The 24,497-nt window shown below is 59.6% G+C and carries 22 protein-coding genes and 1 riboswitch; of the genes, 14 read left to right on the top strand and 8 right to left on the bottom strand.

Annotation, left to right across the window (positions count from 1 at the left end; all coding sequences use genetic code 11):
* Positions 1 to 50 precede the first annotated feature (50 nt).
* Positions 51 to 1,013: a hypothetical protein gene (locus DWX25_RS05725; protein WP_117799040.1), complete on the bottom strand. Its 963-nt coding sequence runs from the start codon at positions 1,011 to 1,013 to the stop codon at positions 51 to 53.
* Between the two features lie 203 nt (positions 1,014 to 1,216).
* Here DWX25_RS05725 and DWX25_RS05720 point away from each other — a divergent pair, with 203 nt between their 5' ends.
* The 7 genes from DWX25_RS05720 (at position 1,217) to DWX25_RS05690 (ending at position 8,798) form a co-directional block, all read left to right on the top strand.
* On the top strand, positions 1,217 to 3,196 hold the full coding sequence (locus DWX25_RS05720) for an NAD(+) synthase (RefSeq protein WP_117799041.1): 1,980 nt from the start codon (positions 1,217 to 1,219) through the stop codon (positions 3,194 to 3,196).
* Between the two features lie 118 nt (positions 3,197 to 3,314).
* The gene (locus DWX25_RS05715) at positions 3,315 to 4,478 is read left to right on the top strand and encodes a pyridoxal phosphate-dependent aminotransferase (RefSeq protein WP_117799042.1); all 1,164 of its coding nucleotides are present in this window, start codon (positions 3,315 to 3,317) and stop codon (positions 4,476 to 4,478) included.
* Between the two features lie 201 nt (positions 4,479 to 4,679).
* Entirely contained in the window at positions 4,680 to 5,630 is a 951-nt protein-coding gene (locus DWX25_RS05710) for an L-lactate dehydrogenase (protein WP_117735270.1), read from the top strand.
* Positions 5,631 to 5,743: 113 nt separating this feature from the next.
* Positions 5,744 to 6,904: a DUF2974 domain-containing protein gene (locus DWX25_RS05705; RefSeq protein ID WP_117735269.1), complete on the top strand. Its 1,161-nt coding sequence runs from the start codon at positions 5,744 to 5,746 to the stop codon at positions 6,902 to 6,904.
* A 111-nt stretch (positions 6,905 to 7,015) separates the two neighbouring features.
* Positions 7,016 to 8,020, top strand: a complete 1,005-nt coding sequence (locus tag DWX25_RS05700; protein ID WP_117743492.1) for a nucleoid-associated protein — start codon at positions 7,016 to 7,018, stop codon at positions 8,018 to 8,020.
* A gap of 113 nt (positions 8,021 to 8,133) precedes the next feature.
* The gene (locus tag DWX25_RS05695) at positions 8,134 to 8,457 is read left to right on the top strand and encodes a hypothetical protein (protein WP_158557580.1); all 324 of its coding nucleotides are present in this window, start codon (positions 8,134 to 8,136) and stop codon (positions 8,455 to 8,457) included.
* Positions 8,454 to 8,798: a type II toxin-antitoxin system RelE/ParE family toxin gene (locus DWX25_RS05690; protein ID WP_117735266.1), complete on the top strand. Its 345-nt coding sequence runs from the start codon at positions 8,454 to 8,456 to the stop codon at positions 8,796 to 8,798. Before DWX25_RS05695 ends, DWX25_RS05690 begins: the two co-directional genes overlap by 4 nt.
* 118 nt (positions 8,799 to 8,916) lie before the next feature.
* Here DWX25_RS05690 and dapD read toward each other — a convergent pair whose 3' ends face one another.
* From dapD to dapA, 3 genes are read right to left on the bottom strand one after another with little or no spacing between them, the layout of a single operon-like run.
* Positions 8,917 to 9,636: a 2,3,4,5-tetrahydropyridine-2,6-dicarboxylate N-acetyltransferase gene (dapD, locus tag DWX25_RS05685; protein ID WP_117735265.1), complete on the bottom strand. Its 720-nt coding sequence runs from the start codon at positions 9,634 to 9,636 to the stop codon at positions 8,917 to 8,919.
* 39 nt (positions 9,637 to 9,675) lie between these two features.
* Positions 9,676 to 10,416, bottom strand: a complete 741-nt coding sequence (gene dapB, locus DWX25_RS05680; RefSeq protein WP_199407136.1) for a 4-hydroxy-tetrahydrodipicolinate reductase — start codon at positions 10,414 to 10,416, stop codon at positions 9,676 to 9,678.
* Positions 10,409 to 12,718 carry a 4-hydroxy-tetrahydrodipicolinate synthase gene (gene dapA / locus DWX25_RS09690; protein ID WP_147336100.1) on the bottom strand — a complete coding sequence of 770 codons (2,310 nt, stop codon included), beginning with the start codon at positions 12,716 to 12,718 and terminating at the stop codon, positions 10,409 to 10,411. Before dapA ends, dapB begins: the two co-directional genes overlap by 8 nt.
* A gap of 65 nt (positions 12,719 to 12,783) precedes the next feature.
* Positions 12,784 to 12,952, bottom strand: a riboswitch (Lysine riboswitch).
* Positions 12,953 to 13,096: 144 nt separating this feature from the next.
* On the opposite strand from dapA, the gene DWX25_RS05670 reads away from it, so the two are divergent.
* The 5 genes from DWX25_RS05670 to DWX25_RS05650 all read left to right on the top strand — a co-directional run bounded on the left by DWX25_RS05670 (position 13,097) and on the right by DWX25_RS05650 (position 17,152).
* Positions 13,097 to 14,284: an N-acetyldiaminopimelate deacetylase gene (locus tag DWX25_RS05670; protein WP_233505230.1), complete on the top strand. Its 1,188-nt coding sequence runs from the start codon at positions 13,097 to 13,099 to the stop codon at positions 14,282 to 14,284.
* A 56-nt stretch (positions 14,285 to 14,340) separates the two neighbouring features.
* Complete coding sequence (locus DWX25_RS05665) at positions 14,341 to 14,610, top strand: hypothetical protein (protein WP_117743490.1); 270 nt, start codon at positions 14,341 to 14,343, stop codon at positions 14,608 to 14,610.
* A 164-nt stretch (positions 14,611 to 14,774) separates the two neighbouring features.
* Complete coding sequence (locus DWX25_RS05660) at positions 14,775 to 15,218, top strand: FxLYD domain-containing protein (protein ID WP_117799043.1); 444 nt, start codon at positions 14,775 to 14,777, stop codon at positions 15,216 to 15,218.
* Between the two features lie 32 nt (positions 15,219 to 15,250).
* Positions 15,251 to 15,673, top strand: coding sequence for an XRE family transcriptional regulator (locus DWX25_RS05655; protein ID WP_117743488.1), 423 nt, complete (start codon positions 15,251 to 15,253; stop codon positions 15,671 to 15,673).
* A gap of 99 nt (positions 15,674 to 15,772) precedes the next feature.
* A complete protein-coding gene (locus tag DWX25_RS05650; RefSeq protein WP_158557581.1) occupies positions 15,773 to 17,152 on the top strand; it encodes a protein kinase in 1,380 nt (459 codons plus the stop codon).
* Between the two features lie 37 nt (positions 17,153 to 17,189).
* Here the strand turns inward: DWX25_RS05650 and DWX25_RS05645 are convergent, their stop codons facing one another.
* Positions 17,190 to 18,323 carry a glucosaminidase domain-containing protein gene (locus tag DWX25_RS05645; RefSeq protein WP_117799045.1) on the bottom strand — a complete coding sequence of 378 codons (1,134 nt, stop codon included), beginning with the start codon at positions 18,321 to 18,323 and terminating at the stop codon, positions 17,190 to 17,192.
* 396 nt (positions 18,324 to 18,719) lie between these two features.
* Between DWX25_RS05645 and DWX25_RS05640 the strand changes: the two genes are divergently transcribed.
* Together DWX25_RS05640 and DWX25_RS05635 are read left to right on the top strand one after the other, a co-directional pair.
* Positions 18,720 to 19,976 carry an ATP-grasp domain-containing protein gene (locus DWX25_RS05640; RefSeq protein ID WP_099431498.1) on the top strand — a complete coding sequence of 419 codons (1,257 nt, stop codon included), beginning with the start codon at positions 18,720 to 18,722 and terminating at the stop codon, positions 19,974 to 19,976.
* A gap of 84 nt (positions 19,977 to 20,060) precedes the next feature.
* Entirely contained in the window at positions 20,061 to 20,807 is a 747-nt protein-coding gene (locus DWX25_RS05635; RefSeq protein WP_233502225.1) for an aspartate/glutamate racemase family protein, read from the top strand.
* A 125-nt stretch (positions 20,808 to 20,932) separates the two neighbouring features.
* Here the strand turns inward: DWX25_RS05635 and DWX25_RS05630 are convergent, their stop codons facing one another.
* From DWX25_RS05630 to DWX25_RS05620, 3 genes are all read right to left on the bottom strand, one after another.
* Positions 20,933 to 21,679, bottom strand: a complete 747-nt coding sequence (locus DWX25_RS05630; RefSeq protein ID WP_117743485.1) for an energy-coupling factor transporter transmembrane protein EcfT — start codon at positions 21,677 to 21,679, stop codon at positions 20,933 to 20,935.
* Positions 21,672 to 23,423: an ABC transporter ATP-binding protein gene (locus DWX25_RS05625; protein WP_117799046.1), complete on the bottom strand. Its 1,752-nt coding sequence runs from the start codon at positions 23,421 to 23,423 to the stop codon at positions 21,672 to 21,674. The genes DWX25_RS05630 and DWX25_RS05625 overlap by 8 nt, the downstream gene beginning before the upstream one ends.
* A 212-nt stretch (positions 23,424 to 23,635) precedes the next feature.
* A complete protein-coding gene (locus tag DWX25_RS05620) occupies positions 23,636 to 24,208 on the bottom strand; it encodes a hypothetical protein (RefSeq protein WP_117794508.1) in 573 nt (190 codons plus the stop codon).
* Positions 24,209 to 24,497 lie beyond the last annotated feature (289 nt).

Here is a 24,497-nt window from a genome sequence, read left to right as displayed (position 1 = left end):
TCGATTCGCGCCCGTTATACAGGTCGGTTATCTATGAGAGGCAAATGTGCTTAGTTGCCCGATGCCGTGCCTTGGCTCGAGTTGTCGGATGCCGTGCCGGACGCGGTTCCGCTCGAGCTGTTCGAGCTGTTGGTGTTGCTGCTGTCTGCTGCGCCCGTTCCCGAAGTGCTGTCGCTCGTCTGGCCGCCCGTGCTCGGCTGCGAACCGTCAGTCGTTTGGCTTGAGTCGGTCGTGCCGGACGGCGTGCTGCTGTTGGCCGTAGAGGAATCGGTGCCCTGCGATTGGTTTTGGGTGTTCGAGGACGAATTGGCAGAGGGAGAACTGTCTTGCGTATCGTCCGTCTGTGCCTGCTGATCCTGCGACTGGGTGTTGCCATTTGCATCGCTCTCGGTCGTGCGCGACGAAAGGATCGGCTCGGGACGCTCGCCCAGACCCTCACCGGCAGTGGTGATAAGGATGGCGCCGGCGCAGGCGATGACCGCGACTATGGCGATAGCGATCGAGAAGATGATGACCTTCTTTTGCGTCTGGCTGCGCTCGGCCGCCGCCTTGGCGCGCAGGCTGTTGGGAGCGACGCGCGCCGTGGTCGCGCGTCCCGCAACCTGGCGCATCTCTTGCGTGGTTGCGGCGCCACCTAGGTGCTCCTCGACATTGGGCTCAACGGGCTCGTAGGCGCCGGTAGGGTAGTCGACAGCGGCATGCGTGCCCTTGATTGCTTCGGCGCTGGCGGAGATAAAGTGGCGATAGACCTGCGAAGACACAACAGTGATGACTGAGCTCACAGCGGCACCAATCACCGAGCCGGCAATGCCGATCTTTGAAGCAAGCGCCACGCTCGTGGCGGCAGCTGCGGCGCCGGCGATGATCTGGGGAATGGAAATGTCATCGAACAGGCCCTTTTTGGGCGCGATGGCCATGGTCTGTCCGATGGAATGGTTCTCGTGCACGCCGTTGTTGAGCGATGCCGGCGTCATGACGCGCGTGCGCGGCGCATCGGTGTACTTGGTTGTCATACGGGGTCCTCCCGGTGTAAATCTACTTCGTTTCGTGTAGCCATCAGGGTACCCACCAGATGTGAATCGTACGTGACATTTAACAGATACCATCAACTCATCAATAGCTCACCAAGTTGGTGGGATGTGGTTCCACCCGGCGGTTGAACTACAATAGGGCTTGCTAATTGTGTTGAATAGCGTCTACGCACGGGAGCATTCTTATGAATCTTCACCTTTCTCAGTCTGATGGCTTTTTGCGCGTGGCGGCGGCGTCGCCGCAGATTCGCGTGGCAGATGTCGAGGGTAATGCCGAGGTTGCGCTGGCAGCTGTTCGCAGAGCTGCCGAGCGCGGCGTTCGCGCGTTGGTGCTGCCCGAGCTTAACCTGTGCGGCTATACCGCGGCTGATCTGTTCCATAACCGCACGCTGCTGCATGGCTGCGAGGCGGCGCTGGTGCGCATCCTCGATGAAACCCGTGAGCTGCCGATCATCTTTACCATCGGTCTTCCCGTTGCGGTGGCCGAAAACATCTACAATTGTGCGGCCGTGTGCTGTGCGGGCGAGCTTTTGGGCCTTACGGCCAAAAAGTATCTGCCCAACTACGGCGAGTTTTATGAGTGCCGCTGGTTTGCTCCGGCGCCGGCCGATCCCGTGTGGATTGAATTTGCCGGTCAGGGTCCGGTGCCGCTTGGCTCGGGGCTTGTCTACCGCTGCTGCGATGAGGGTACCGAGGACCTGGTGCTGGGCGTTGAGGTCTGTGAGGACCTGTGGGTGCCGGCACCCCCTTCGACCGAGATGGCGCTTGCCGGTGCGACGGTGATCCTCAACCCGTCGGCCTCGGACGAGATTATCGGTAAGGCAGATTACCGCCGCAGCCTTATCTCTAACCAGAGCGCGCGCCTGTACTGCGCCTATGCCTACGCGGACGCGAGCGAGGGCGAGTCCACGACCGATATGGTCTTTGCGGGCGAGAACCTTGTCTACGAAAACGGCTCCAAGCTCGCCGCGACCAAACTGCTTACCTGCGATATGGTCATCGCCGACGTTGACCTTGACCGTCTGGTTGCCGAGCGCCGCCGCTCGACGACGTGGACGCGCGCGGACGATGCGCCGGAGGCCACGACCGTTGAGTTTTCGTTTGAGGGCGTGCCGGCCAAAGAGCCTGTCCTGCGCGATGCACTCGACATCGACCGCGTCTTCCCGCGCGCGCCCTTTGTGCCGGCCGACCACGGTGACCTGGCTGAGCGCTGCGAGACCATCCTCGACCTGCAGACTGCCGGCCTCAAGACCCGCCTTGCCCATACGAGCACCAAGGCGGCCGTCATCGGCCTTTCCGGTGGCCTCGATTCCACGCTGGCGCTACTCGTGACCGTGCGTGCCTTCGATGCGCTGGGGCTGCCGCGCACGGGTATCACGGCGGTCTCCATGCCCGGCTTTGGTACGACGCACCGCACTAAGTCCAACGCCGAGTCGCTCGCGCGCGACCTAGGCGTGAGCTTCCGCGAAGTTTCGATCCACGCGGCCGTGGAGCAGCACTTCAGGGACATTGAGCACGATCCGGCCGTGCAGGACGTGACCTACGAGAACAGCCAGGCCCGCGAGCGTACGCAGATCCTGATGGACCTGGCCAATCAGGCTGGCGGTTTTGTTATCGGTACGGGCGACCTGTCGGAGTTGGCGCTCGGCTGGGCTACCTATAATGGCGACCACATGAGCATGTACGCCGTCAACGCGAGCGTGCCCAAGACGCTTGTGCGCCATCTGGTGCGTTATGCGGCTGATGTCTTTGGCGGGCGCATTGCCGAGGTCTTGCTCGATATCCTCGATACGCCGGTGTCTCCCGAACTTCTGCCGCCCACGGGCGACGGCGAGATTGCGCAGAAGACCGAGGATTTGGTGGGCCCGTACGAGCTCCACGACTACTTCCTCTACTACCTGCTGCGTTTTGGCTTTGAGCCCGGCAAGATCTACCGCATGGCGCTCAAGAGCTTCGAGGGCGTCTACGACGTCAAGACCGTTCACACGTGGTTGCGTACGTTCTATCGTCGCTTCTTTGCCCAGCAGTTTAAGCGCAGCTGCCTGCCCGATGGTCCCAAGGTGGGCTCGGTGACGCTCAGCCCGCGCGGCGATTGGCGTATGCCGAGTGACGCTAGCTCGCGTCTGTGGCTTGCGCAGATCGACGCGCTCAATCCAGTTGACTAAGGTTGGTTAAATTGAACCAATACGGGGGTTGCAAGCGTTACACTTTTGCAATCTGATGGCCCGTATCGCGCGGCGCTCTTGTCGGAGCGCCGCGTTTTTTATATCGAAAGGTGGCACCATGCAGGCATCGCAGCGTCTCGACCGCTTTGGCGCGGAGGTCTTCGCCTCGCTCAACAATAAGCTTCTCGTGCTGAAGGCTCAGGGCAAGACCATTTACAACATGAGCGTGGGCACGCCCGACTTTAAGCCGTACGACCACGTGGTCGAGGCGCTGACCCAGGCCGCCCAGGACCCCGAGATGTGGAAGTATGCCCTGCGCGACCTGCCCGAGCTTAAGCAGGCCGTGTGCGATTACTATGAGCGTCGCTTTGGCGTTTCGGGCATTACGCCGTCCATGGTGCAGTCGTGCAACGGCACGCAGGAGGGGGTGGGCCATTTGGGCCTTGCCCTGCTCGATCCGGGTGACACCATTTTGGTTCCCGATCCGTGTTACCCGGTCTTTGAGGCGGGTGCCAAGATCGCCGATGCCAAGCTCGAATACTATCCGCTGGTTGCCGAGCACAATTACCTGCCCTATGTGGCGGGTATCGATTCCGAGGTGGCCGATCGTGCCAAGTATATGATCGTGTCGCTGCCCGCGAACCCGGTCGGCTCGGTGGGCACTCCCGAGGTCTACGAGGAGATCATCGCTTTCGCCCGCGAGCACGACCTGCTCATCGTCCATGACAACGCGTACTCCGACATCGTGTTCGACGGCGAGCCGGGCGGAAGCTTCTTGCAGTATCCCGGCGCGCTCGAGGTGGGCGTGGAATTCTTCTCGCTTTCCAAGTCGTTTAACGTCACCGGTGCCCGCATCGGCTTTTTGGTCGGTCGCGAGGACGTGGTCTCGGCCTTTGCCAAGCTGCGCGGCCAGATTGACTTCGGTATGTTCTTCCCGATCCAAAAGGCTGCCATCGCCTGCCTGAACGGTCCGCGCGATGAGGTTGAGGCACAGCGTCTGAAGTACCAGGAGCGCCGCGGTGCCCTGTGCGACGGCCTTGAGGGCTTGGGCTGGGAGCGTCCCAACGCGCATGGGTCGATGTTTGTGTGGGCCAAACTTCCCGGCGGCCGTACCGATTCCATGGCGTTTTGCGAGGAGCTCATGGAGAAGGCCGGCGTTGTGGTGACGCCGGGTGCGAGCTTTGGGCCTTCGGGCGAGGGACACGTGCGCATGGCGCTGGTCTTGCCGCCCGATCAGATCGCTCTGGCCGTCGAGGCTATTCGCGAGGCGGGTCTGTATTAAAAAGACATTTAGGCGCGTCAATAGTTCGAAACCGATTTCGGGCAGTTATCTTACGAATTCTGCAAACAATTTCGGTAAACGGTCGATTTTTGGCTGCGAATAGGCGCATAATCAAAGTCCCGATTGGCTATATTGGGATTACGGCAAGCCGCTCGGGTCGTTCCCGGGCGGCTTGTTTGTGCAGAGAGATGGGAGTTTCTAATGGTTAACGAGAAGAAGGTCGCTATTGTCGGCTGCGGTTTCGTCGGTTCGTCTTCGGCGTTCGCACTGATGCAGAGTGGTCTGTTCTCCGAGATGGTCCTCATCGACGTGGACAAGAACCGCGCCGAGGGTGAGGCACTGGATATCGCGCACGGCATGACGTTTGCCGAGCCGATGAAGATCTACGCCGGCGATTATTCCGATGTCGCCGACGCCGCTATGATCGTCGTCACCGCTGGAGCTGCCCAGAAGCCCGGCGAGACCCGCCTAGACCTGGTCAACAAGAACGTCAACATCTTTAAGTCCATTATTCCCGAGATTAAGAAGTCCGGCTTTGACGGCATTCTGCTCATCGTCTCCAACCCGGTCGACGTTCTGACCTATGCCGCCATCAAGATGTCCGGTCTGCCCGAGGGCCACGTCATCGGATCCGGCACCGTGCTCGACACCGGCCGTCTGCAGCAGATGCTCGGCGCTCACGTCGAGGTCGATCCGCGCGACGTTCAGGCCTACGTCATGGGTGAGCACGGCGACTCCGAGTTTGTCGCTTGGTCCAGCGCTCAGGTTGCCGGCGTTCCGCTGAACACCTTCTGCGAGCTTCACGGCCATCTGGAGCATGAGGCTGCCGAGAAGCGCATCGCCGAGGACGTCAAGAACTCCGCCTACACCATCATCGAGAAGAAGCACGCCACCTACTACGGCGTCGCCATGGCCGTTAAGCGCATCTGCACTGCCGTCATGCGCGATGAACAGACCGTTCTGCCCGTCTCCTCGCTCATGGTGGGCGAGTACGGCCTGTCCGATCTTGCCATCTCCATGCCGACCGTCGTTGGCCGCGACGGCGTTGTCTGCCGCGTCCCCGTGCCGCTGAACGATGACGAGCAGCATGAGCTCACCGTCTCCGCCAAGGCCCTCAAGGACATCATCGACAGCGTCGACTTCTCCTGCTAAATTAGGCTCGTTTGCCAGCAAGCTACAATGAAGGCGCCTGGGTCCACACGACCCGGGCGCCTTTTTGGTGCAAGGGGGACAGGTTGCTTTGCGCCATTGTTGATGGGAGAGCCATGTCGGATTCGCCTAATTTTTTGACCTATGCCCAGACGGCGTTTGATCCGTTTGAGGAACGGTCGTTCTGCGCTGTGGATAGCCTGGTCTTTGCGTGGCTGTCCTATTTGCGTTTGCCGGGGGATATGCCGGAGCTTACCGGCTGGCAGGGTCTTGACGTACGCGAGCTGCTGCGTGCCGAGTGCTACCGGGACATGATTGGCGACCTGTGGGATCCGGAGGGGAGCAGGGCCTTGTTGGAGGCCGTGGCAGCAAGCCCTCGCTACCGTGGCGTGCACGTTTGCGGCTATCGTGCCGTGAGCGATGTGGTGGTGACAGAGCAGTTTGCGGCTATGACGTTCCGATTTCCGGCGGGGTTTAGCTATCTTTCCTTCCGGGGGACCGACAGCACGATTGTGGGCTGGAAAGAGGACTTTAACATGGCGTTCCGGTGTCCTGTGCCGGCCCAGGAATCCGCGGCGCGTTATGTGGACGAGGCAGCGGATACGATTGACGGGCCGCTTTTGTGCGGAGGTCATTCCAAGGGTGGAAACCTTGCGGTGTACGGTGCGGCGATGTGCTCCGATGTCGCCCGTGAGCGAATCGAACGGGCGTATTCCCATGATGGTCCGGGCTTCGTCGAGGAGTTTCTGAACGGCAGCGCCTTCGCTGATCTATCCAGTCGAATCGACAAGACGCTACCTCGGTCGTCGATTTTTGGCATGATGTTCGAGACGCAGGAGGACTATGCCATCGTTGAGAGCACCGAGTTCAGCCTGCTGCAGCACAATCCCTTTAGCTGGGTGGTTGATGGTCGCGACTTCGTGTACTGTGAGCGCCTGTCCGCCGGTGCTCGATACGTTGATGGCTCCATTCGCGAGATGCTGCTTGCGGTGTCGCCTAGCGAGCGCGAGCGTTTTGTAGATGCGTTGTTCTCCGTGCTTGAGGCTACGGGTGCTGAGCGGTTTGCGGATATCGCCGGGAATCTGCGCGAGAGCCTGCCCGTGATGCTCCAGACTGCGCAAGGCTTTGACAAGGATACGCGACGCTTTGTCTCGCAGACCATCGCGGCAATCCTTAAATGCGCACTGCTGCCCAAACGACCCCAGATCGACATGCCCGCTGCCGGCAAGAGTTTGGCAGAACAGCTCGAGGCTTGGCAGTCCGAGCTCCTGCGCTAGCCATTGGTGCAAAGCAACCTGTCCCCGATGCACCAATCTTCGATGCGCCTGGGGCGGGCTCGACCGCTATACTGGTTCGTGCTCAATTCGATCTAGAACGGAATGCCGTATATGAAAATCAATCACGCGATTCTGCATATCCTGGACTTTGACTCTGCCGTCAACGTCATGAGCCAGCGAGAGCTCGATATCGAGAGCCGCACCGTGCGCAACTTTGTGACCACACATTTGCGCCGTGCCCGTACATCGGCCGATAACAAGCGCGCCACGTTTGCCGAGAACTCCGCATTCGGCGGCGAACTCAAGGGCTATTTCTTTGGCGAGCGCGAGTTCGTGGACCTGTCGCAGCAGATTGCGGAGTTCATTTCCTCCGAGCTCACCAAGGCCGAAAAAGCCGAGTCCACCGATGTGCTCGTGGCCGACTTTGACGACGACGAGGATGCCCGCTGGTTTGCCGTGATGTTGCTGGGCTCCAAGCAGGCTTTTATGCACGAAGTGGGCCGCGAGGAGGGCGAGGTGCGCAACGACATCACGCGCCACTATGCTATCCTGCCGAATCCTTCACAAAAGGTGCCAAGCTATGCCATCGTGCGCGCGAGCACCATGGAGATCGGTTATGTGGACAAGAAGCGCAAGATTGCCGGTGAGGACCGTATGCTTATCCCCGATGGCCTGCTGCAGTGCGACACGGGCGTATCGGGCAAGGAGGTCATCGACACCGTGACGCGTGTGGTCGAGGAAGTCGCCGAGGAGCACGGTGCTAACACAGCTGTGGCACTGGCTAAGGTCAAAGCTGCCGTTGCCGAGAAGGTCGAGGATGACGAGGAACTGCCGCCTTGGGATATCGTCGACGAGGTCTTTGAGGACGAGCCGGTCATCAAGGAAAGCGTACGCGCGGCACTGACCGAAGAGAAGGTGCCCGAGCGCGTGCCCGTGGAGCGCAAGCAGGTAGAACGCGCGGCGGTGCGCAATCACAAGATTCGTACCGACACGGGCATCGAGATCAGCTTTCCGGCCGAGATGGGTTCGAACTCCGAGTACATCGAGTTCGTCAACGAGCCCAACGGCCTCATCTCCATCGAGCTCAAGAATATTGGCAGCATCGAGAATCGATAAAGCTTTTTACTTTTGAATAAAAGTCTGGATTATATTTCGATGTATACTTGGAAATATAATCCAGACTATTTTTTTGGAGGTCAAAAATGTCCCCACTTGTTCTGGAAAAACCGGTGTTTACGAAAGACCAGGTTGTTTCTGCTACCGAAGCAAGCAAGTCTTTATCCGCCATACGCAAGCGCGCCAAGCGTGCCCCGCAATTCATTGCAGACCATAACGATATCGATACCGTGATTGTCGATTATGCCGCCTATGAGGAAATGTACGGTGCGCTGCAGTACCTGCGCGAACTTGAGATTGATCGCATCGCGGCGGACCGAATCAAGAACGGTCCGCACGAGTTTATTCCGTTTGAGGACGCCTTAACTCCTGATGAGCTCGCAGAGTTTGAGTCAATGGATCCCGACGCGATTTCCGACGAGGACCTTTTCGAATGAGTGGGCATTTTGTCATCGGCTTTTTGAATCGAGATGTCGAGAAGGAATATCAAAAGCTTGATGGTTCTCAGCGAAGACTCGTGCGCATTGCAATAGAAAAATTAAAGACGCGCGCCGATGAAATCGGAACGCCGCTTCACGGTGAGCTTGCCGGCTGCAAAAAGATCAAATGGCGAAACGCGGGACTCCGAATGATTTTTCGAATTCGAGAGGACGGAACAGTTGAGATTGCCGAGATTGTAGCAATTGGGCGGCGTGACCGTTCCGAGGTCTATAAGACGGCCACGGCGCGTCTGTTGAAGCAGTCTGCCATGGTTGAATACGACGGAACTCTGAGATGATGAAGGCCGAAGCCCCGATGGTGCTTCGGCCTTTTTTGTTTTCGGCTTGGTTGCTGACACTGCGCCGCAGGTTGAGCATACGTCAGCGAAAACGCGGTTTGTCAAAACCGCGTAACTTTTAAAGCTGGCGCAGGCCTTCCTCGAGGCCGGTCTTGCTGTCGGTCTTCTCGTCGCGCATCTTGATGACGCGGGCGGGGACACCGGCCACGACGGCACCGGCGGGGACGTCCTCGACGCATACGGCACCGGCGGCCACGACGGCGCCCTTGCCCACGCGCACGCCCTCCAGGACCACGGCGTTGGCGCCGATCATGACGTCGTCTTCGATGATGACGGGCGTGGCGCTTGCGGGTTCAACGACGCCTGCCAACACGGTTCCAGCGCCGATGTGGCAGTTCTTGCCCACGGTGGCGCGGCCGCCCAGCACGGCGCCCATGTCGATCATGGAGCCCTCGCCAATGACGGAGCCGATGTTGATGATGGCGCCCATCATGATGACGGCGCGATCGCCGATCTCGACGCGGTCACGGATGATCGCGCCCGGCTCGATGCGGGCGTTGATGCCCTTAAGGTCGAGCATGGGCACGGCGGAGTTGCGGCAGTCGTTCTCCACATCGTAGTAATCGATAGAATCGTCGTTAGCGTAGAGGATTGCCTTGAGCTCATCCCAGTCGCCAATGACGGTCTTGCCGCGGCAATCGCCGTAGACGCGTGCGTTGCCCCACTGGACCTCCATGCCGGGCTTTTCGCGCACGTACAGTTTGACGGGCGTCTTCTTGGGCGCGGTGGCGATGTAGTTGATAATCTCCTGTGCATCCATCTCGGCTGCGTTGCTCATATGCTGTCTCTCCTTTGGGTGGATCCGGTTGATACCTGGTTAGGCAAACATGATCTGGTCGAACGTGTAGAAGCCGGGCTCGCGGGTGACGAGCTTCTGGGCGGCGGCCAGGGCGCCGTTGACGAAGATCTGGCGGCTCGTGGCACGGTGCGTGAGCGTGACCTCCTCGTCCTGGCCAAAGAAGCTCACCTCGTGCACGCCGGCGACGGTGCCGCCGCGCAACGAGTGCATACCGATTTCCTTGGGGTCGCGCGCGCCGCACATGCCCTCGCGTCCGTAGACGGGGTGGTAGCCTGCCTCGGGCTCGGCCTCGACTACGGCGTCGAGCAGCAGCTTGGCGGTGCCGCTGGGGGCGTCAACCTTTTGGTTGTGGTGCGTCTCGACAATCTCGCAGTCAAAGCCGGGCAGCTCGCGCGTGGCCTGGGCCACTAGATGACGCAGGGCGGCGATGCCGATGGAGTAATTGCCCGAGTGCATAACGCGGGCGTTCTGGCCCAGCTCACGCAGGCGGTCCATCTGCTCGGGAGTGTAGCCTGTGGTGCCCGAGACCAACGCCGTACCCGTGCGCTCGACATAGGCGACGACGGCGTCGAAGGTCACGACGTTCGAGAAGTCGATAATCACATCGGCAGCCGGTGCGTTCTCGAGCTCGCTCAAATCGAAGCCAATCTGGGCCACGATATCAAAAACGGGCTTCCCGGCGGCGTCGACAATTCCTTCGGCGGTAGTGCGGATGAGCGAGCCCATGCGGCCCGTTCCCATAATGACGGTCTTAATCAAGCAGACCAGCTCCCTTCAGAGTATCGGTAAGTGCGGCTCGCGTGTCGTCTGCCATGGGGCATAGCGGCATACGGTAGTTTGCCTCGATCATGCCCATCTGGGCGAGCGCTTCCTTAACGGGGATGGGGTTGACCTCGCTAAAGAGGGCGTTGATGAGCGGCTGGCCGGCAATCTGGATATCGCGGGCGCGCGCTACGTCGCCGTCCAGATAAGCGCGGCACATGTCGTGCACGAGCTGCGGCTGTACGTCGGCCCACACGCTGATGGTACCCGAAGCGCCTAGGCTCATGAGCGGCACGGTGAGTGCATCCTCGCCCGAGTACATGCGGAAGTCATCGGACAGCAGGTGGGCGATTTTGGCCGCGTAGGCGACGTTGCCCGAGGCCTCCTTGATGCCCATGATGTTGGGGTGCGCGGCCAAGCGCTCTACGTTGCGCTCGCTGATACCGCAGCCACAGCGGCCGGGGATGTTGTACAAAATGCAGGGGATGTCCACGGCGTCGGCCACGGTCTTAAAGTGCTGGTAGATGCCCTCTTCGTTAGATTTGTTGTAGTAGGGGGTAATGAGCAGCAGACCATCGGCACCCAGGCCCTGGTAAGTGAGCGACTTAGTGAGCATGGTTTGCGTGGAGTTAGAGCCCGAGCCGGCAATAACGGGGACGCGGCCCGCAACCTGCTTGACCACTGCGGCGACAACGGAGTTGTCCTCGTCGTCGGTCATCGTGGCACTCTCTCCGGTGGTGCCCAGGGTGAGGATGGCGTCAGTGCCATTTTGCAGGTGGAAATCGATAAGGCGCTCAAGTGCGTCAAAGTCGACACTGCCGTCCTTTTTAAACGGCGTGACAAGGGCGACGATTGAGCCCTCGAGATTGCGGATATCCATGTTCTTCTCCTTCGCTTCCGCGATCTGGACGCGTTTGTTCCATTGGGCGGCGACTGCTAGGCGCTCGTCTTGAGCGCGACGGCGGGCGGCATCGGCGCGCGATTTGGCCAGCAGCTCGCGGCCGCACGGCAGCACGTCGAGCGTGGCAAAGTAATCGCCCGGGCGCTCGGCGCGGCGGATGAGGTCTGCCGAGCCATCGGGGCGCAGCAGGACCTCGGCGGAGCGCAGACGGCCGTTGTAGTTGTAGCCCATGGAGTAGCCATGCGCGCCGGTGTCGTGAATCACGAGCAGGTCGCCCATGTCGATATGCGGCAGCTCGCGGTCGATGGCGAACTTGTCATTGTTCTCGCACAGATTGCCCGTGATGTCGTAGGTGTCCGTAACGGGCGTTGTGGTCTTGTCGTCGCCACCCGGCTGGCCCATCACCGTGATGTGGTGGTAAGCGCCATACATGGCGGGACGAATGAGGTCGACGGCACTGGCGTCCACGCCGATATAGTCCTTGTAGATTTGCTTCTCGTGGATGGCCTTGGTGACCAGGCACCCATAGGGGCCCATCATAAAGCGGCCCATCTCGGTACAGATCGCCACATCGCCCATGCCGGCGGGAACCAGAATCTCGTCGTAGGCCGTGTGTACCCCTTCACCGATGGCGTGGATGTCGTTGGCCTGCTGCTCGGGCAGGTAGGGGATGCCGACGCCACCAGATAGATTAATGAAGGCGACGTGTGCGCCGGTCTCGCGCTCCAGGCGTACGGCAAGCTCAAAGAGGATGCGCGCGAGCTTGGGGTAGTAGTCGTTGGTGACGGTGTTGCTGGCAAGGAATGCGTGGATACCAAAGTCCTCGGCGCCCTTGGCCTTGAGCATGCGGAAGGCCTCGAAGAGCTGCTCGGTGGTCATGCCATATTTGGAGTCGCCCGGGTTGTCCATGATGCCGTTGGAGAGCTGGAACAGACCGCCCGGATTAAAGCGGCAGCTGACCGTCTTGGGGATTGGCCCCGCAACGTGCTCAAAGAACTCGATGTGGCTGATGTCGTCAAAGTTGACGATGGCACCCAGCTTGTCGGCGAGCTCAAAGTCGGCCGCCGGCGTGTCGTTGGACGAGAACATGATGTCGTGGCCGGTGATGCCCAGTGAGCGGGCGATCATGAGCTCGGTATAGCTCGAGCAATCGCAGCCGCAGCCGTATTCGTTGAGGATGGAGATAAGTGCCGGGTTAGGGTTGGCCTTGACGGCAAAGTATTCCTTAAAGCCCGGGTTCCATGCAAAGGCGTCGCGCACTTCTTGCATGTTGCGGCGGATGCCCGCCTCGTCGTATAGATGAAACGGCGTGGGGAACTGCTCAACGATATGCTCGAGCGTTTCCTTGTCCACAAACGGCTTCTTTGCCACATATGCCTCGTTGGGAGTCAATGACATGTCCCGTAAACCTCGCTATCCAGACGGCGCTACCTGCGCATCGAATCCGCATAGCGTGGACCCAATGTCCGGATAGCGCTCCCGCATTGCTGCAGACAGTCCTGCGGGTGTTTCTCGCAGGCCCACCAGGCTGTTCGTGCCCGAAAAACCCAGTTCGGCGGGTTTCGCCTCCCCACGGGGTCAAAGCCTGCCGGCTCGCCCGCGGATCTTCGTGCCCGCGCCTCTATCAAGTGGTAAAGACCCTACCACGTTGCACTTTACCAAACAAGAGTATTCGTATATAACGTTTAAAAAATGCAGGGATATGCTGGAAACATGTGTGCCACAATCCTGTATCACAATAAGTTGCAACAGATGTGCCTTACGAAGGGATTCTCTATGACCGAGCTCCAAGAACTCCGTCGCTATCGGCGCGACTTGCACAGGATTCCGGAGCTCGATTTCGATCTTCCGCAGACGATCGCTTATATCGAGGGCGTGCTGGCGCCGCTCGACTGCGAGCTGACCCATCCGTGCCCCAGCTGCGTCTGCGCTTTCTTTGACGCTGGCGTTGGTGCCACGCATGCCACGGCGATTCGCGCGGATATGGATGCGCTGCCCATTGCCGAGGCGACGGGTGCGGCCTTCGCCTCGTCTCATCCCGGTAAGATGCATGCTTGCGGGCACGACGGGCACATGGCCACGGCGCTTGCCGCCGCGACGTATGTCGACCGTACGATTCGCGAGCAGCCGGGCACCATTAAACGTAACGTGCTCTTTGTGTTCCAGCCGGCCGAGGAGACAACCGGTGGTGCCAAGACGGTATGCGAGAGCGGCGTGTTCGAGCGCTATGGCGCCGATCGCATCTTTGGCTTTCACGTGTGGCCCGACCTTCCCGCCGGCACGCTGGCGAGCTGCCCCGGTCCGCTGCTGGCACGTTCGAGCGAGACGCATGTACACATTCACGGGACGAGCATCCATATCGCCAAGACCTATGGGGTTCCGGTCGAGGAATCGCACGATGCGGCGCTGGCGGCTGCCAAGTTCTTGGTTGCCGAGCGCGAGCTGATGGACGAGCTAGGCGCCGATGAGCCCTGTATCGGTAAGTTCGGCCTGCTGCAGGCCGGCACCGTTTGTAACGCCGTGGCGGGGGAGGCCCATGTTGCCGGTAGCTTGCGTGTGTTTACGGACGCCATGTTCGACCGTGCGCGCGAGGGCGTACGCCGTGTGCTCGACGAGGCGTGCACCGCAACGGGCTGCACGTACGATCTCAATTTTGCCGAGGGCTATCCGCCAGTCGATAACGACCCCGAGCTGTTCGCCCATATTGCGCCCGCCTTGTCCGAGCTGCAACTCGTGGACGAGCCGCTGCTAATCGCCGAGGATTTCGCGTTCTATCAGCGCCATCTGCCGGGCGTGTTCTTTTTGCTGGGCACGGGCGTGCCAGAGGGACAAGAAAACCCGATCGATGCTGATGGCTGCCCAGCCTATACGATGAGCGCTCTGCATACCGATACCATTCTCTTTGACGAGGAAATCCTACTCAAAGGCCTCGATGTCTACAAACGATTGCTTGTGATGGAGTGACGATGAGGCGACGCCGACAATCTGTCGTGTACAGTCCTGGTGGGTGCGGGTGCGGCTTGCTGCTGCTTCCGGTTATTGCTGTGGGCATTGGCGTGATGTTTGCGCTTGCCGGGCTAGCCGCAGCGGCGCTCGTGCTGCTGATTGTCGCTATTGGCGTGACGATCTGGCTGTGTCGTTCTCGCGAACAGCGCCGTGCCGAAGGCAAGAGCAATGTTGGATGGACCATCTTTTTGGTTATTGCCTACCTGCTGAGCATCAGCTATTTGGCCTTCTTTATCCTGTTGGTTGTGAGCACCTTTACCGGGGAATCCGTCACGGTGGGTTGATGCACTGCCAGCAGACGGTCGCGTAAAGTGCGTTTGCTCGGCGTTTGGATAACTGCATTGGCCGTTTACCACAGCCTTAGCTCTCAGCTAATGAATCCAAGTTCAATCCTTTCTACGATGTGCTGTGTGCCGGCACGGTAGCCGGATCGTAGGAAGGATGAACAATGGCAAAAGAGGGAAAGAAGCCGATCGGCAAGATTGTCCTAGGCGTCATCGTGGTGCTGGTTATCGTCGGTGCCGTGGGCTCTATGGGTGGTAATTCAACCGATTCGTCTGCGAGCGATTCGGCAAAACCTGCCGAGGCGACACAGCAGGCTGAGGAGCAAAACGAACCGCAAGAACCGTATACCATTGCTGATGAGGCTGAAGACACCTCCAATCAGTTTGCCTACAAGATCACGGGCACGCTGACCAATAACACGGACAAGGAAAAGAGCTACATCCAGATTGAGTATGTTCTGTATGATGCCGATGGCAACCAGGTTGGAACGGCTCTTGCAAACACCAATCATCTGAAGGCGGGCGGCTCCTGGAAGTTCGAGGCGCTGGGTACGGTGTCTCCCGACCAGGTTGCTAGCTGGGAGCGTTCGGACGTAAGCGGTTTCTAGCATGTTGCATGCACTGGGGGAGGTGAAGTCGTATGCCCGATAAGAAACTGACCGAGGAGCTGCTCAACGAGCTCCTTGATGCGCCAAGTATCGATGGTTACATAAAGGAACACGACTTTGCCGCCCCGTCGCTTTCGGATTATCTAAAGCAGCTGCTGCAGGAAAAGGGACTGGAGCGTTCGCGCGTGGTCCGTATGGCCGACCTCAACGAGACGTTTGGCTATCAGATTTTTACCGGAGCGCGGCATCCGAGCCGCAATAAGGTGCTGCAGATTGCCTTTGCCATGGCGCTGACGCTCAAGGAGGCCAACCGCGCCTTGACAGCGGCAGGTGCCAATGTCCTCAACTGCAAAGATCGCCGTGATGCGATTATCATTTTCTGCATCGATCGTGGCTGCAGCCTGCAAAAGGTCAATGAGGAGCTGTATCGCTTTGGCGAGGAAACGGTGAGTTAGTGGCCGATGGCTGAGCCGGCGGTGTCACCAGAACAACCATGCAAACGAACGGGGCGCGGATGCCATGGGGTGTCTGCGCCCTGCGCTATGATGGAGGCTATGGATACTCAGACCCCAACATATTCTGATGACGAGCTGACCGCAGCGCTTGCCGAGCACCTGGCGTCGCTCGATCGCGACGACAGCTATCGCGTGGAGCGAGTGCTTAAGCGCTCGTCCGTTGAAACAACCGAGCTCGTGTACTTTGAAGGAACCGGCGGTGGTTCGCTCGGCCCCTTTGTCCGTAAACGCATCGATGCTTCGGCTCAAATCGGCGGGGCATACGAGCGTCTGTTTGCCGCCCAGCGGGCAGGTGGGCGTTTTGAGCACCTGCCCAGAATCGTCGATTGTCGTCGTGTGGGCGACGAGCTTAACGTGGTTATGGAATACATCGAAGGGGAGACGCTCGGGGTGCTGGTGGACCGTCTGGGAGCCACCCCCGATTATGCGCGTGAATTGTATCCTGCCCTATGCGATGCCGTGGGCGAGCTCCACGCCGGTTTTGCAATGGCGGGGGAGACGTCGGCGCCGGTGATCCATCGCGACCTCAAGCCGTCGAATATCATCGTGACAGGTGCCAACTATACGCCTGATGAGGGCCTGGCGTTTTCATCGCTGGTGATTATCGACTTGGGGATCGCGCGCGTGTGGCGCGATGGCGCCGATGCAGACACCGTCAAGTTCGGCACGCGACCCTATGCGCCACCCGAGCAGTATGGGTTTGGGCAGACGAGTGTGCGCAGCGACGTCTACGCACTTGGCGCCCTGTTGTTCTTCTGCTTGACGGGAGTCGACCCTAAACCAGGGCTCGACATGCGCGAGCAATGCGAGGCGCGTGGCATTCCCACTCCACTTGCCGATGCCGTCTGCATGTCGATGGCGCTCGACCCGGCCAAGCGTTTTGCGAGTGCGGAAGCGTTGGGACGGGCGACGCGCTCGGCATACGATCTGAGCCGCCCCGTGCGGCCTCCTACACCTGCGCCTGTCCGTACTCCGGCCTCGGAGACGGTGTTGACGCTCCAAGGGCTCCAGAACCCCGCAGGGCTTCCTAGGTCTGCCGCCTCCGCTGCATGCGGTCTGCTCTCTCGCGTTCCGGAGTCTCTGGGGCGCATTTGGAATACGCTTGTCTGCTTCTCGCTACTTGTGTTCTTTGCCGGAAGTCACTTTGCCGTCTTCCACCCCACGGGAGCAAACCAAGGCTACCCGACGTGGCTTCTCATAATCGAGTATTTTTTCTTTGTCGATGGCCTTATGGTGCTTATGCATTTTGCGCTGCTCGATAAGCGCCGTCTTCGTCGGCGATTCGTACTGCTCGACAGCTATCGCGGCAAGAAACTCGCGAAACTCTGGCTCAAGGCATTGGGTGTGCTGCTCCTATGCATGATCGTCATAGTCGCGGTTGCCAATGCGACCGGCGTCGTCGATACCTCCGCTACCTAAAAGAAAAGGGCCCCATTGGGGCCCTTTGCAGTCGCACTTAGATGCGGTTCATCTGAGCGGCGACTTTGTTATACCAGTCCTGCCACGTGGGCGGGCAGTACTTTTTGGCGGCTGCCGGGGTAAGCGTGGAGCCGTAATTGCGACCAAGATAGGCAACGTGGGCTGAGATGCCCTCGCTCCAGCTGCCGAAGCTGCGCCAACCGCCGCCAACGGCGCTCCAGCCCCAGGCGTTGTAAGAATTGGCGCAATAAGCACCCTTGGTGCTCTCGATACAGGCGATGGCGGGGGACCAACGGGGGTCGACACCGGTATTCCAGGCGGCGACGGCAAAGCTATAGCCCTGGCCTGCCATGGGGGAGCCGGCGAGATAATTGTCGATGCGGCTCGTCCACTCATTAATGAACGAATCGTAATCGGAGCTACCGATATTGGAGTTGTTCACCGTGGTGTCGATGGTGGTGTTGGTGTTGGTGGCCTGGCTGCTGGAATTGCTGCCGCTTACGCCCTCGCCCGAGAGCTTCTCGGCGGCAGCGGCCTTATCGGCCTCAAGCTTGGCAAGCTCGGCGGCATTTTCCTGCTCGGCTTTTGCCTGTGCCTCGCTGCGGAGCTGCTGGGCCTGCGCCAGCGCATCCTCGGCGCTTTTCTGCTCTGCCTCAAGCTGTGACTTGGCCTGCTGGAGCTCGGCCTTGTTCTGCTCGAGTTCGGTTTGCATATTGTTGAGCTCTTCGATCTCGTCGACGCTCGAGCTCGTGATCTGGTTGGTGTATTTGCAGGTCGTGATGAACTCACCCAGGCTCTGCGCATTGACCAGGAAGCTCACGATGGGGTTGGTGCCCTTCTGGTATTTATACAGATCGCGCATGGCGGAGCTCGCCTTGGCCTGCTGATCGGGAAGCTCGGCTTCGATTTGCTCGATGCTGGCTTCGTTGGTGTCGATTTGCTTCTGAAGGTCCTCGAGCTTGGTGCGGGCCTCGTTGTAGGCGCCCGTGGCGGCTTCGATCTTCTGCTGGGCGGCGGAAAGCTGATCCTGCGTTGCCTGCGAGGCGGCATATGCCGCGACGGGGGAGAGCATCGGCGTGGCCGTCAGTGCAACGGCGAGCGCGGCGCTCGTGATGATACGAGCCGGCTTCGACGCGATGAGCGCTGCGGTGCGATGGTTCGAATGCTGCATCCAGTCCCTCTGCAATCAATCGTAGGTTATGGTTCGAAAAGTATTCTACTACTGCTTTCGACCTCAACTTGAACCTTAAAGGTTCTAAAGGGTCAAGTTGAACTTGAGGCTTTGGCTTTGACCTGCAGTTATATCGAATTGTTGAGAAACCATAGAGTTCAACTTTAACGTTACGAGGACCTGTTTGTGGGCGAGTTTTGGGCTGTGAAAGCTCTCTTAACGTGGGGTTTTGCAACTACAGGGCCCTATCGCGGTGAGCGCGGCTTTCATACTAGATAATTGCGTTGATTGCCATAGATACGGTGGAGCTTTAGGAGGAGACGGCCCGGCACGTTAGAATAAACAGGTTGCATAAAGACCGCTCAGCGTATGGGCAGTTGATGATAGGAAGTATCCATGGCATTGCAGTTTACAGAGCGTGAGTTTATCCCCGTGCTGCTCGGTGGCGACATCAACGCCTATTCGGTGGCGCGCGCCTTCTACGAGGAGTACCAGGTCAAGAGTCTGGTCTTTGGCAAGTATCAGACGGGTCCCGCGTACCGCAGTCAGATTATCGACTACACGCCCAACGTGGATATCGATACCATGCCCGTGATGCTCAGGACCGTCAACGGCATTGCCCAAGCGCATGCCGATAAGACGATTGTCCTTGTGGGCTGTGGAGATAACTATGTTGCCCTCGTGGCTCAGGCCAAGGATGCCCATGAGTTGGCGGATAACATCGTCGCGCCTTACGCTCCCTACAGCATGCTTGAGCAGTGTCAGAAGAAGGAGATCTTCTACGAGCTGTGCGAGAAGCATGGCGTGCCCTATCCGCATACCTTTACCTTCACCATGGCGATGCTGAATGCCCAAGGCGAGGCACCTGCCGAAGTGCTCGACCAGATCGATTTTCCTTACCCGATGATCCTGAAGCCTTCCGACGGCATCATGTGGTGGCAGCACGAGTTCGAGGGCCAGAAAAAGGCCTATGAGATTGCCGACCGTGCTGAGCTGGAACAGGTCATTCGCGACTCGTATGCCAGCGGCTACACCGACGACCTGATCTTGCAGGATCGCGTGCCCGGCAACGACGAGTACATGCGCGTGCTCACCAGCTATTCCGACCGCAACGGCAAGGTCCGCATGATGTGCCTGGGCCACGTGCTGCTCGAGGAGCATCAGCCCCATGGCGTCGGTAATCACGCCTGCATCATCACCGAGCCCAATGACGAGCTTATGGGTGGCGTGCGCAAGTTGCTCGAGGACCTTCACTTTGTGGGCTATTCCAACTTTGACGTTAAGTACGACGAGCGCGACGGCTCGTTTAAGTTCTTCGATTTCAACACGCGCCAGGGTCGCAGCAACTACTACGTCACCAACAGCGGCTTTAACGTTGCCAAGTATGTGGTGGACGAGTATGTGTTCAACCGCCCGTTTGAGCCGGAGTTTGTGACGGCGCAGGACGAGGCCCTGTGGATGGTCGTTCCCATGGGCGTCGTCGACAAGTACGTCAAGGATCCCGAGTTGCGCGCGAAGGTGCATCGCCTGGACAAGGAAGGCAAGGGCGCCGACCCTTCGTTTATGAAGGGCGACTTTGTCTTTAACCGCTGGCTGCGCATGTGGCACACCAAGCTGCGCCACTTTAAGCTGTTCAAGACGTATTACAAGTAGATGAGTGCGGCGCCCGTCCGGTTTACATCGGGCGGGCGCGGGTATGATACGCGCAATTGCGCAAGCGTCACCAAGGAGGCGGCGATGGAAAAGCTGGGAGTTATCGGCGGCATGGGCGCCGAGGCCACGTCGTATTACTACGACCAGGTGGTGCGTCATACGGCTGCTGCCTGCGATCAAGAACATATCGACATGGTGGTGCTCTCCAAGTCGACCATGCCCGACCGCACGCTGGCCATTAAGACCGGCGAGCATGCCAAGCTGCTGGCGACCATGAAAGAGTGTGCCCAGGCACTCGAGTCGCTGGGCTGTGCGCACATTGCCATTCCCTGCAACACGTCACACTACTTCTACGACCAGATCCAGTCGTTTACCAGGGTGCCGATCATTCACATGCCGCGCGAGTCGGTTCGCTATGCCCTTGCGGGTGCGGTGATGGGGGAGTGCGAGTTCGATCCCAATCTGAGCATGCCGGCCGAGCCGGTTCGCAAGATTGGCATTATGGGAACCGACGGCACCGTGGGTGCCGGCGTCTACGGGCGCGAGTGCGAGGCGGCAGGTGTCGAGGTTGTCTATCCCAGCGAGAAACGTCAGAACGATGTGATGTCGCTTATCTACGATGATGTGAAGGCCGGACGTGAGCCCGATATGGATAAGTTCGATCGCGTGATGTGGGAGTTCGCCCGTAGCGGCTGCGACCGCGTCATTCTGGCCTGCACCGAGCTATCGGTGCTGCAGAAGTACCGAGAGATGCCCGAGATTACCCTCGACGCCATGGATGTCCTGGTGCGCGAATCCATCATCCGCAGCGGCGCACTCTATCGCCTGTAGCTTCCGACCTGCCAAAAAGGGACAGGTTTATTTTGGTAGGTTTTATCTGTTGAAACAGTAAAGGCCTCGGCTCGTTTGGTGCGAGCCGAGGCCTTTTGCGTTGGGCGGTTGCTGTCAGTGGTGAACTAGAACAGGAAGCCGATGGCGATGAGGGCGATGCTGGCGATGAGCACGGCGATGTCCAGGCCCTTGATGGGGTAGCGCTTGTACGAGCTGGCGCGCGTACGCAGATAGAAGCCGCGCTGTTCTGCCGCCAAGGCCGTGGCATCGGTTTTGCCCACGCTCGAGATGAGCAGTGGCACGCACAGTGGCAGCATGAGCTTAAGCTTCTTGATGGGGTTCTTGGTGTCGTACTCGACGCCGCGTGCGGTCTGCGCCTCCATGATGGCGTTCATCTCCTGACCAAACACCGGCACAAAGCGCAGCGCCGTGGTAAAGGTGAAGGCATAGCGATACGGCACGTGCAGCACCTCGACGCAGGCGTTGGCAAGGTCGTTGAGCTTGGTCACCATGAGCATGAGGATGAGTGGTAACGCCACGCCCAGCAGGCGCAGACAGGCCTTCGATCCTGTGATGAGGCCCGTGTCGGTGATAAAGCCCCACACCACGTTGCCATCGCGCATAAAGGCCAGCTGGAGCACCAGCATGATAAGCGCGAGCGGAATCAGCAACTTGAGTAGCGAGAACAGACGGTTGACGACGCCGGCATAGGCACCCAGAGCAAGGGTGAGTGCCAAAAAGCCCAGCAGCGCCACATAGGTGTCGGATAAGAAGATGCCGACGATGATGGCGGCGGCGAGGCCCAGCTTGACAACGGGGTTCAGGCGATGCAGCAGCGTATCGCCCGGCATGTAGTCGATGACGTTAACCACGGTGGACCATCTCCTTGGTAATTCGAACGACATCGGTGACCTCGCTCACCTGCGCAAAAGCGGGCGAGACGGAAGATGCCAGACGGCGCGAGAGTTCAATAACCTGGGGAGGCTCCACGTAGACACGCCGCATGAGATCGATGTTCGAGAATAGCTCGTGCGTGCGGCCGCGGTCGAGGATGCGGCCGTTTGCCATCACCACGATGCGCTCGGCAAAATCCGAAACGACTTCCATATCGTGGCAGACCATGATAACGGCGCAACCGCGCTCGGCCATGGTGCGCACCGTTTCCATGACGGTCATGCACTCGCGGTAATCAAGGCCGCTCGTGGGCTCGTCGAGCACCACGATTTTGGGCTCTACGACCACGACGGAGGCGAGTGCCACCATCTGGCGCTGGCCGCGCGAAAGCGAGAAAGGCGCCTCGTCGGCCGGCAAGCCAAAGCGGTCGATGACGAGTTGGGCACGACGCAGAGCCTCGGCGCGGTCCATGCCGCCAAGCTCCAAGCCAAAGGCGACCTCGTCGAGCACGGTGTCCTTACAGATTTGACGGTCAGGGTTTTGGAAGAGGGTTGCGACCTCGCGGGCAATGCGGCTCGTGGGGACGGTTGCGGTATCCAGTCCCGTGACGCGCACGCTGCCCGAGGCGGGCTTGAGCAGACCCGTGAGCAGCTTGGTGAGCGTGGTCTTGCCGGCACCGTTTTGGCCGACGATGCCCACGAGCTCGCCAGGATAGAGCGTCAGGCTAAGGTCGTGTACGGCGGCTCCGCCATTGGGATAGGCAAACTCAACATGGTCGAAGGTGAGTACGGGTTCGGCGTCCTTGGCATGAGGGCGCAACGACGGTGCATGCGGGGAACCGGCGGGCGCCTGGGCTTCGATAGCCGCGCGTGCGGGGTCGACGATGCCCGAAATCAGGCACTCGGCCTCATCGACATCCAAGCAAGGGGTACCGCTTACTAGACCATCGGTTTCGAGGCTATTGAAGATACGCGTGACACGAGGGCAGTCGACGCCGATGGCACGAAGCTCGTCGGCATGCGCGAAGACCTCGTGTGGCTCGCCCTGCAGCGCGATTTCGCCATGGTTGAGCACGAGCACGCGGTTGCAGTACTCTGAGAGCAGGGCGACCTTTTGCTCAACGACGACGATGGTGATTCCAAGTGTGCGGTTTGCCTCACGCAGCGTCTCGAAGACCAACGTGGAGCTGGCGGGGTCGAGTGCCGCGGTGGGCTCGTCGAGAACCAAGACGCGCGGACGCATGGCGAGGATGGCGGCGATGGCTACCTTTTGCTTCTGTCCGCCCGAGAGGGTGGCGATCTCGCGGTCGCGCAGGTCGCTGATGCCGACGGTCTCGAGCGTTTCGCTCACGCGCTGCTCGATCTGGTCGTGGGGAACGCCAAAGTTCTCGAGGCCAAAGAGCATCTCGTCCTCGACGACCGAAGCGACCATCTGCGTGTCGATATCTTGCAGCACACTGCCGACGATTTGCGACACGTCGGTGAGCGAGACTTCGCAGGTGTCGTGTCCGTCAACCATGACGGACCCAAAGAACGTGCCGGTGTAGTGGTGGGGCACGGCGCCCGACAGGCAGGCGGAAAGCGTGGACTTGCCGGCGCCCGAGGGCCCGATGATGCCGATGAAATCTCCCTTGTTCACGCTGAGCGAGATGTGGCTAAGCGCCTGCTCGGTCTGCGTGCCATAGGAGAACGAGACATCGTCGACGTTGATGATCGTTTCCATGGATACCTTTCATAGTCATTGGGGACGTTCTTACATGACTAGTCGTTTAAGAACGTCCCCAAGAGCTAGTTGTTTGGGACAGTCTTTGTTGGTGGAGTGCGGAGACGGCTTTACGAGGGGCCCCAGGTTGGCGCGAAAGAGGTGCGAAGCGTACTTGGGTACGCGAGCGACAAATGAACGCCAAGATGGGGTGGCTCGTAAAGCCGAGCGGGTTAATGGAGCCTAAGGGCCTTCTGGATGGGCAAGTAGAGGGCACCGACCAGAATGGCGTTAAAGACGGCGGTCATGGCGACGACGGGCAGCATAGCGGCGGCGAGCTCGCCCACCACGCCGAGCATGGCCATCTTGATGACCATGAAGATGACGCCCGAGACAAAGGTGGTCACGAACGTTGCGACGATGGCGACGGCAGACTTGACCTGTCCGTCCTTGGCGGCAGCGTTGACGATGACGGCCATGAGCATGGCGGCGATGCCCTCGGCGGCAAAATCGACGAACGGCGAGGTGGTGGTGATCTGGATCACGGCAGCCGAGATGAGGCCAATGACGAGCGCCTGGCCGATGTTGGGGCGAACGACCAGGATGGTGAGGCAGAAGGCCGAGATGATGAACTCGGGGCTGATCATGCCGCCCGAGATGCCCGAGATTGCCTTGCCGACGGTGAAGTTGAGGATGAAGCCGGCGGCGAGCAGGATGGCGAGCAGGACGAGGGCGCGGACATCGAGCTTGCCGCGGTCGGCGGTCTGGGCGGTGCGGGGCTGGGCGGCGGTGGTGTTCTGAGACATGGTGAAAATCCTTTCGGAATGGGAGTGCAAGAGAAAAGCGGAGGCGCGTGATGCGAATGCGATCGGGCTCGAGATAGAAAAAGGCCCCCGGTCGAAACCGGAGGCCTTCCAATCACCTAGAGCGCAAAAACAGGCGTGAGGGACTCACTGTCGACCGATCGAATTCGCATCACGCCACCACCAGTTGTTGAGAGAGTTCATCGTGTTCTTCATGTTGGTGGCTCCTTTCGTGATGTCGTGGCGCGGTCGCACCTAGTTGCTGTTGCGCTGCACTATAGCACAGCGAAGT

It is taken from the genome of Collinsella sp. AF18-8LB (genome assembly GCF_003459795.1).
GTDB lineage: Bacteria > Actinomycetota > Coriobacteriia > Coriobacteriales > Coriobacteriaceae > Collinsella.
This window is presented reverse-complemented; position numbering and strand designations above follow the sequence as displayed.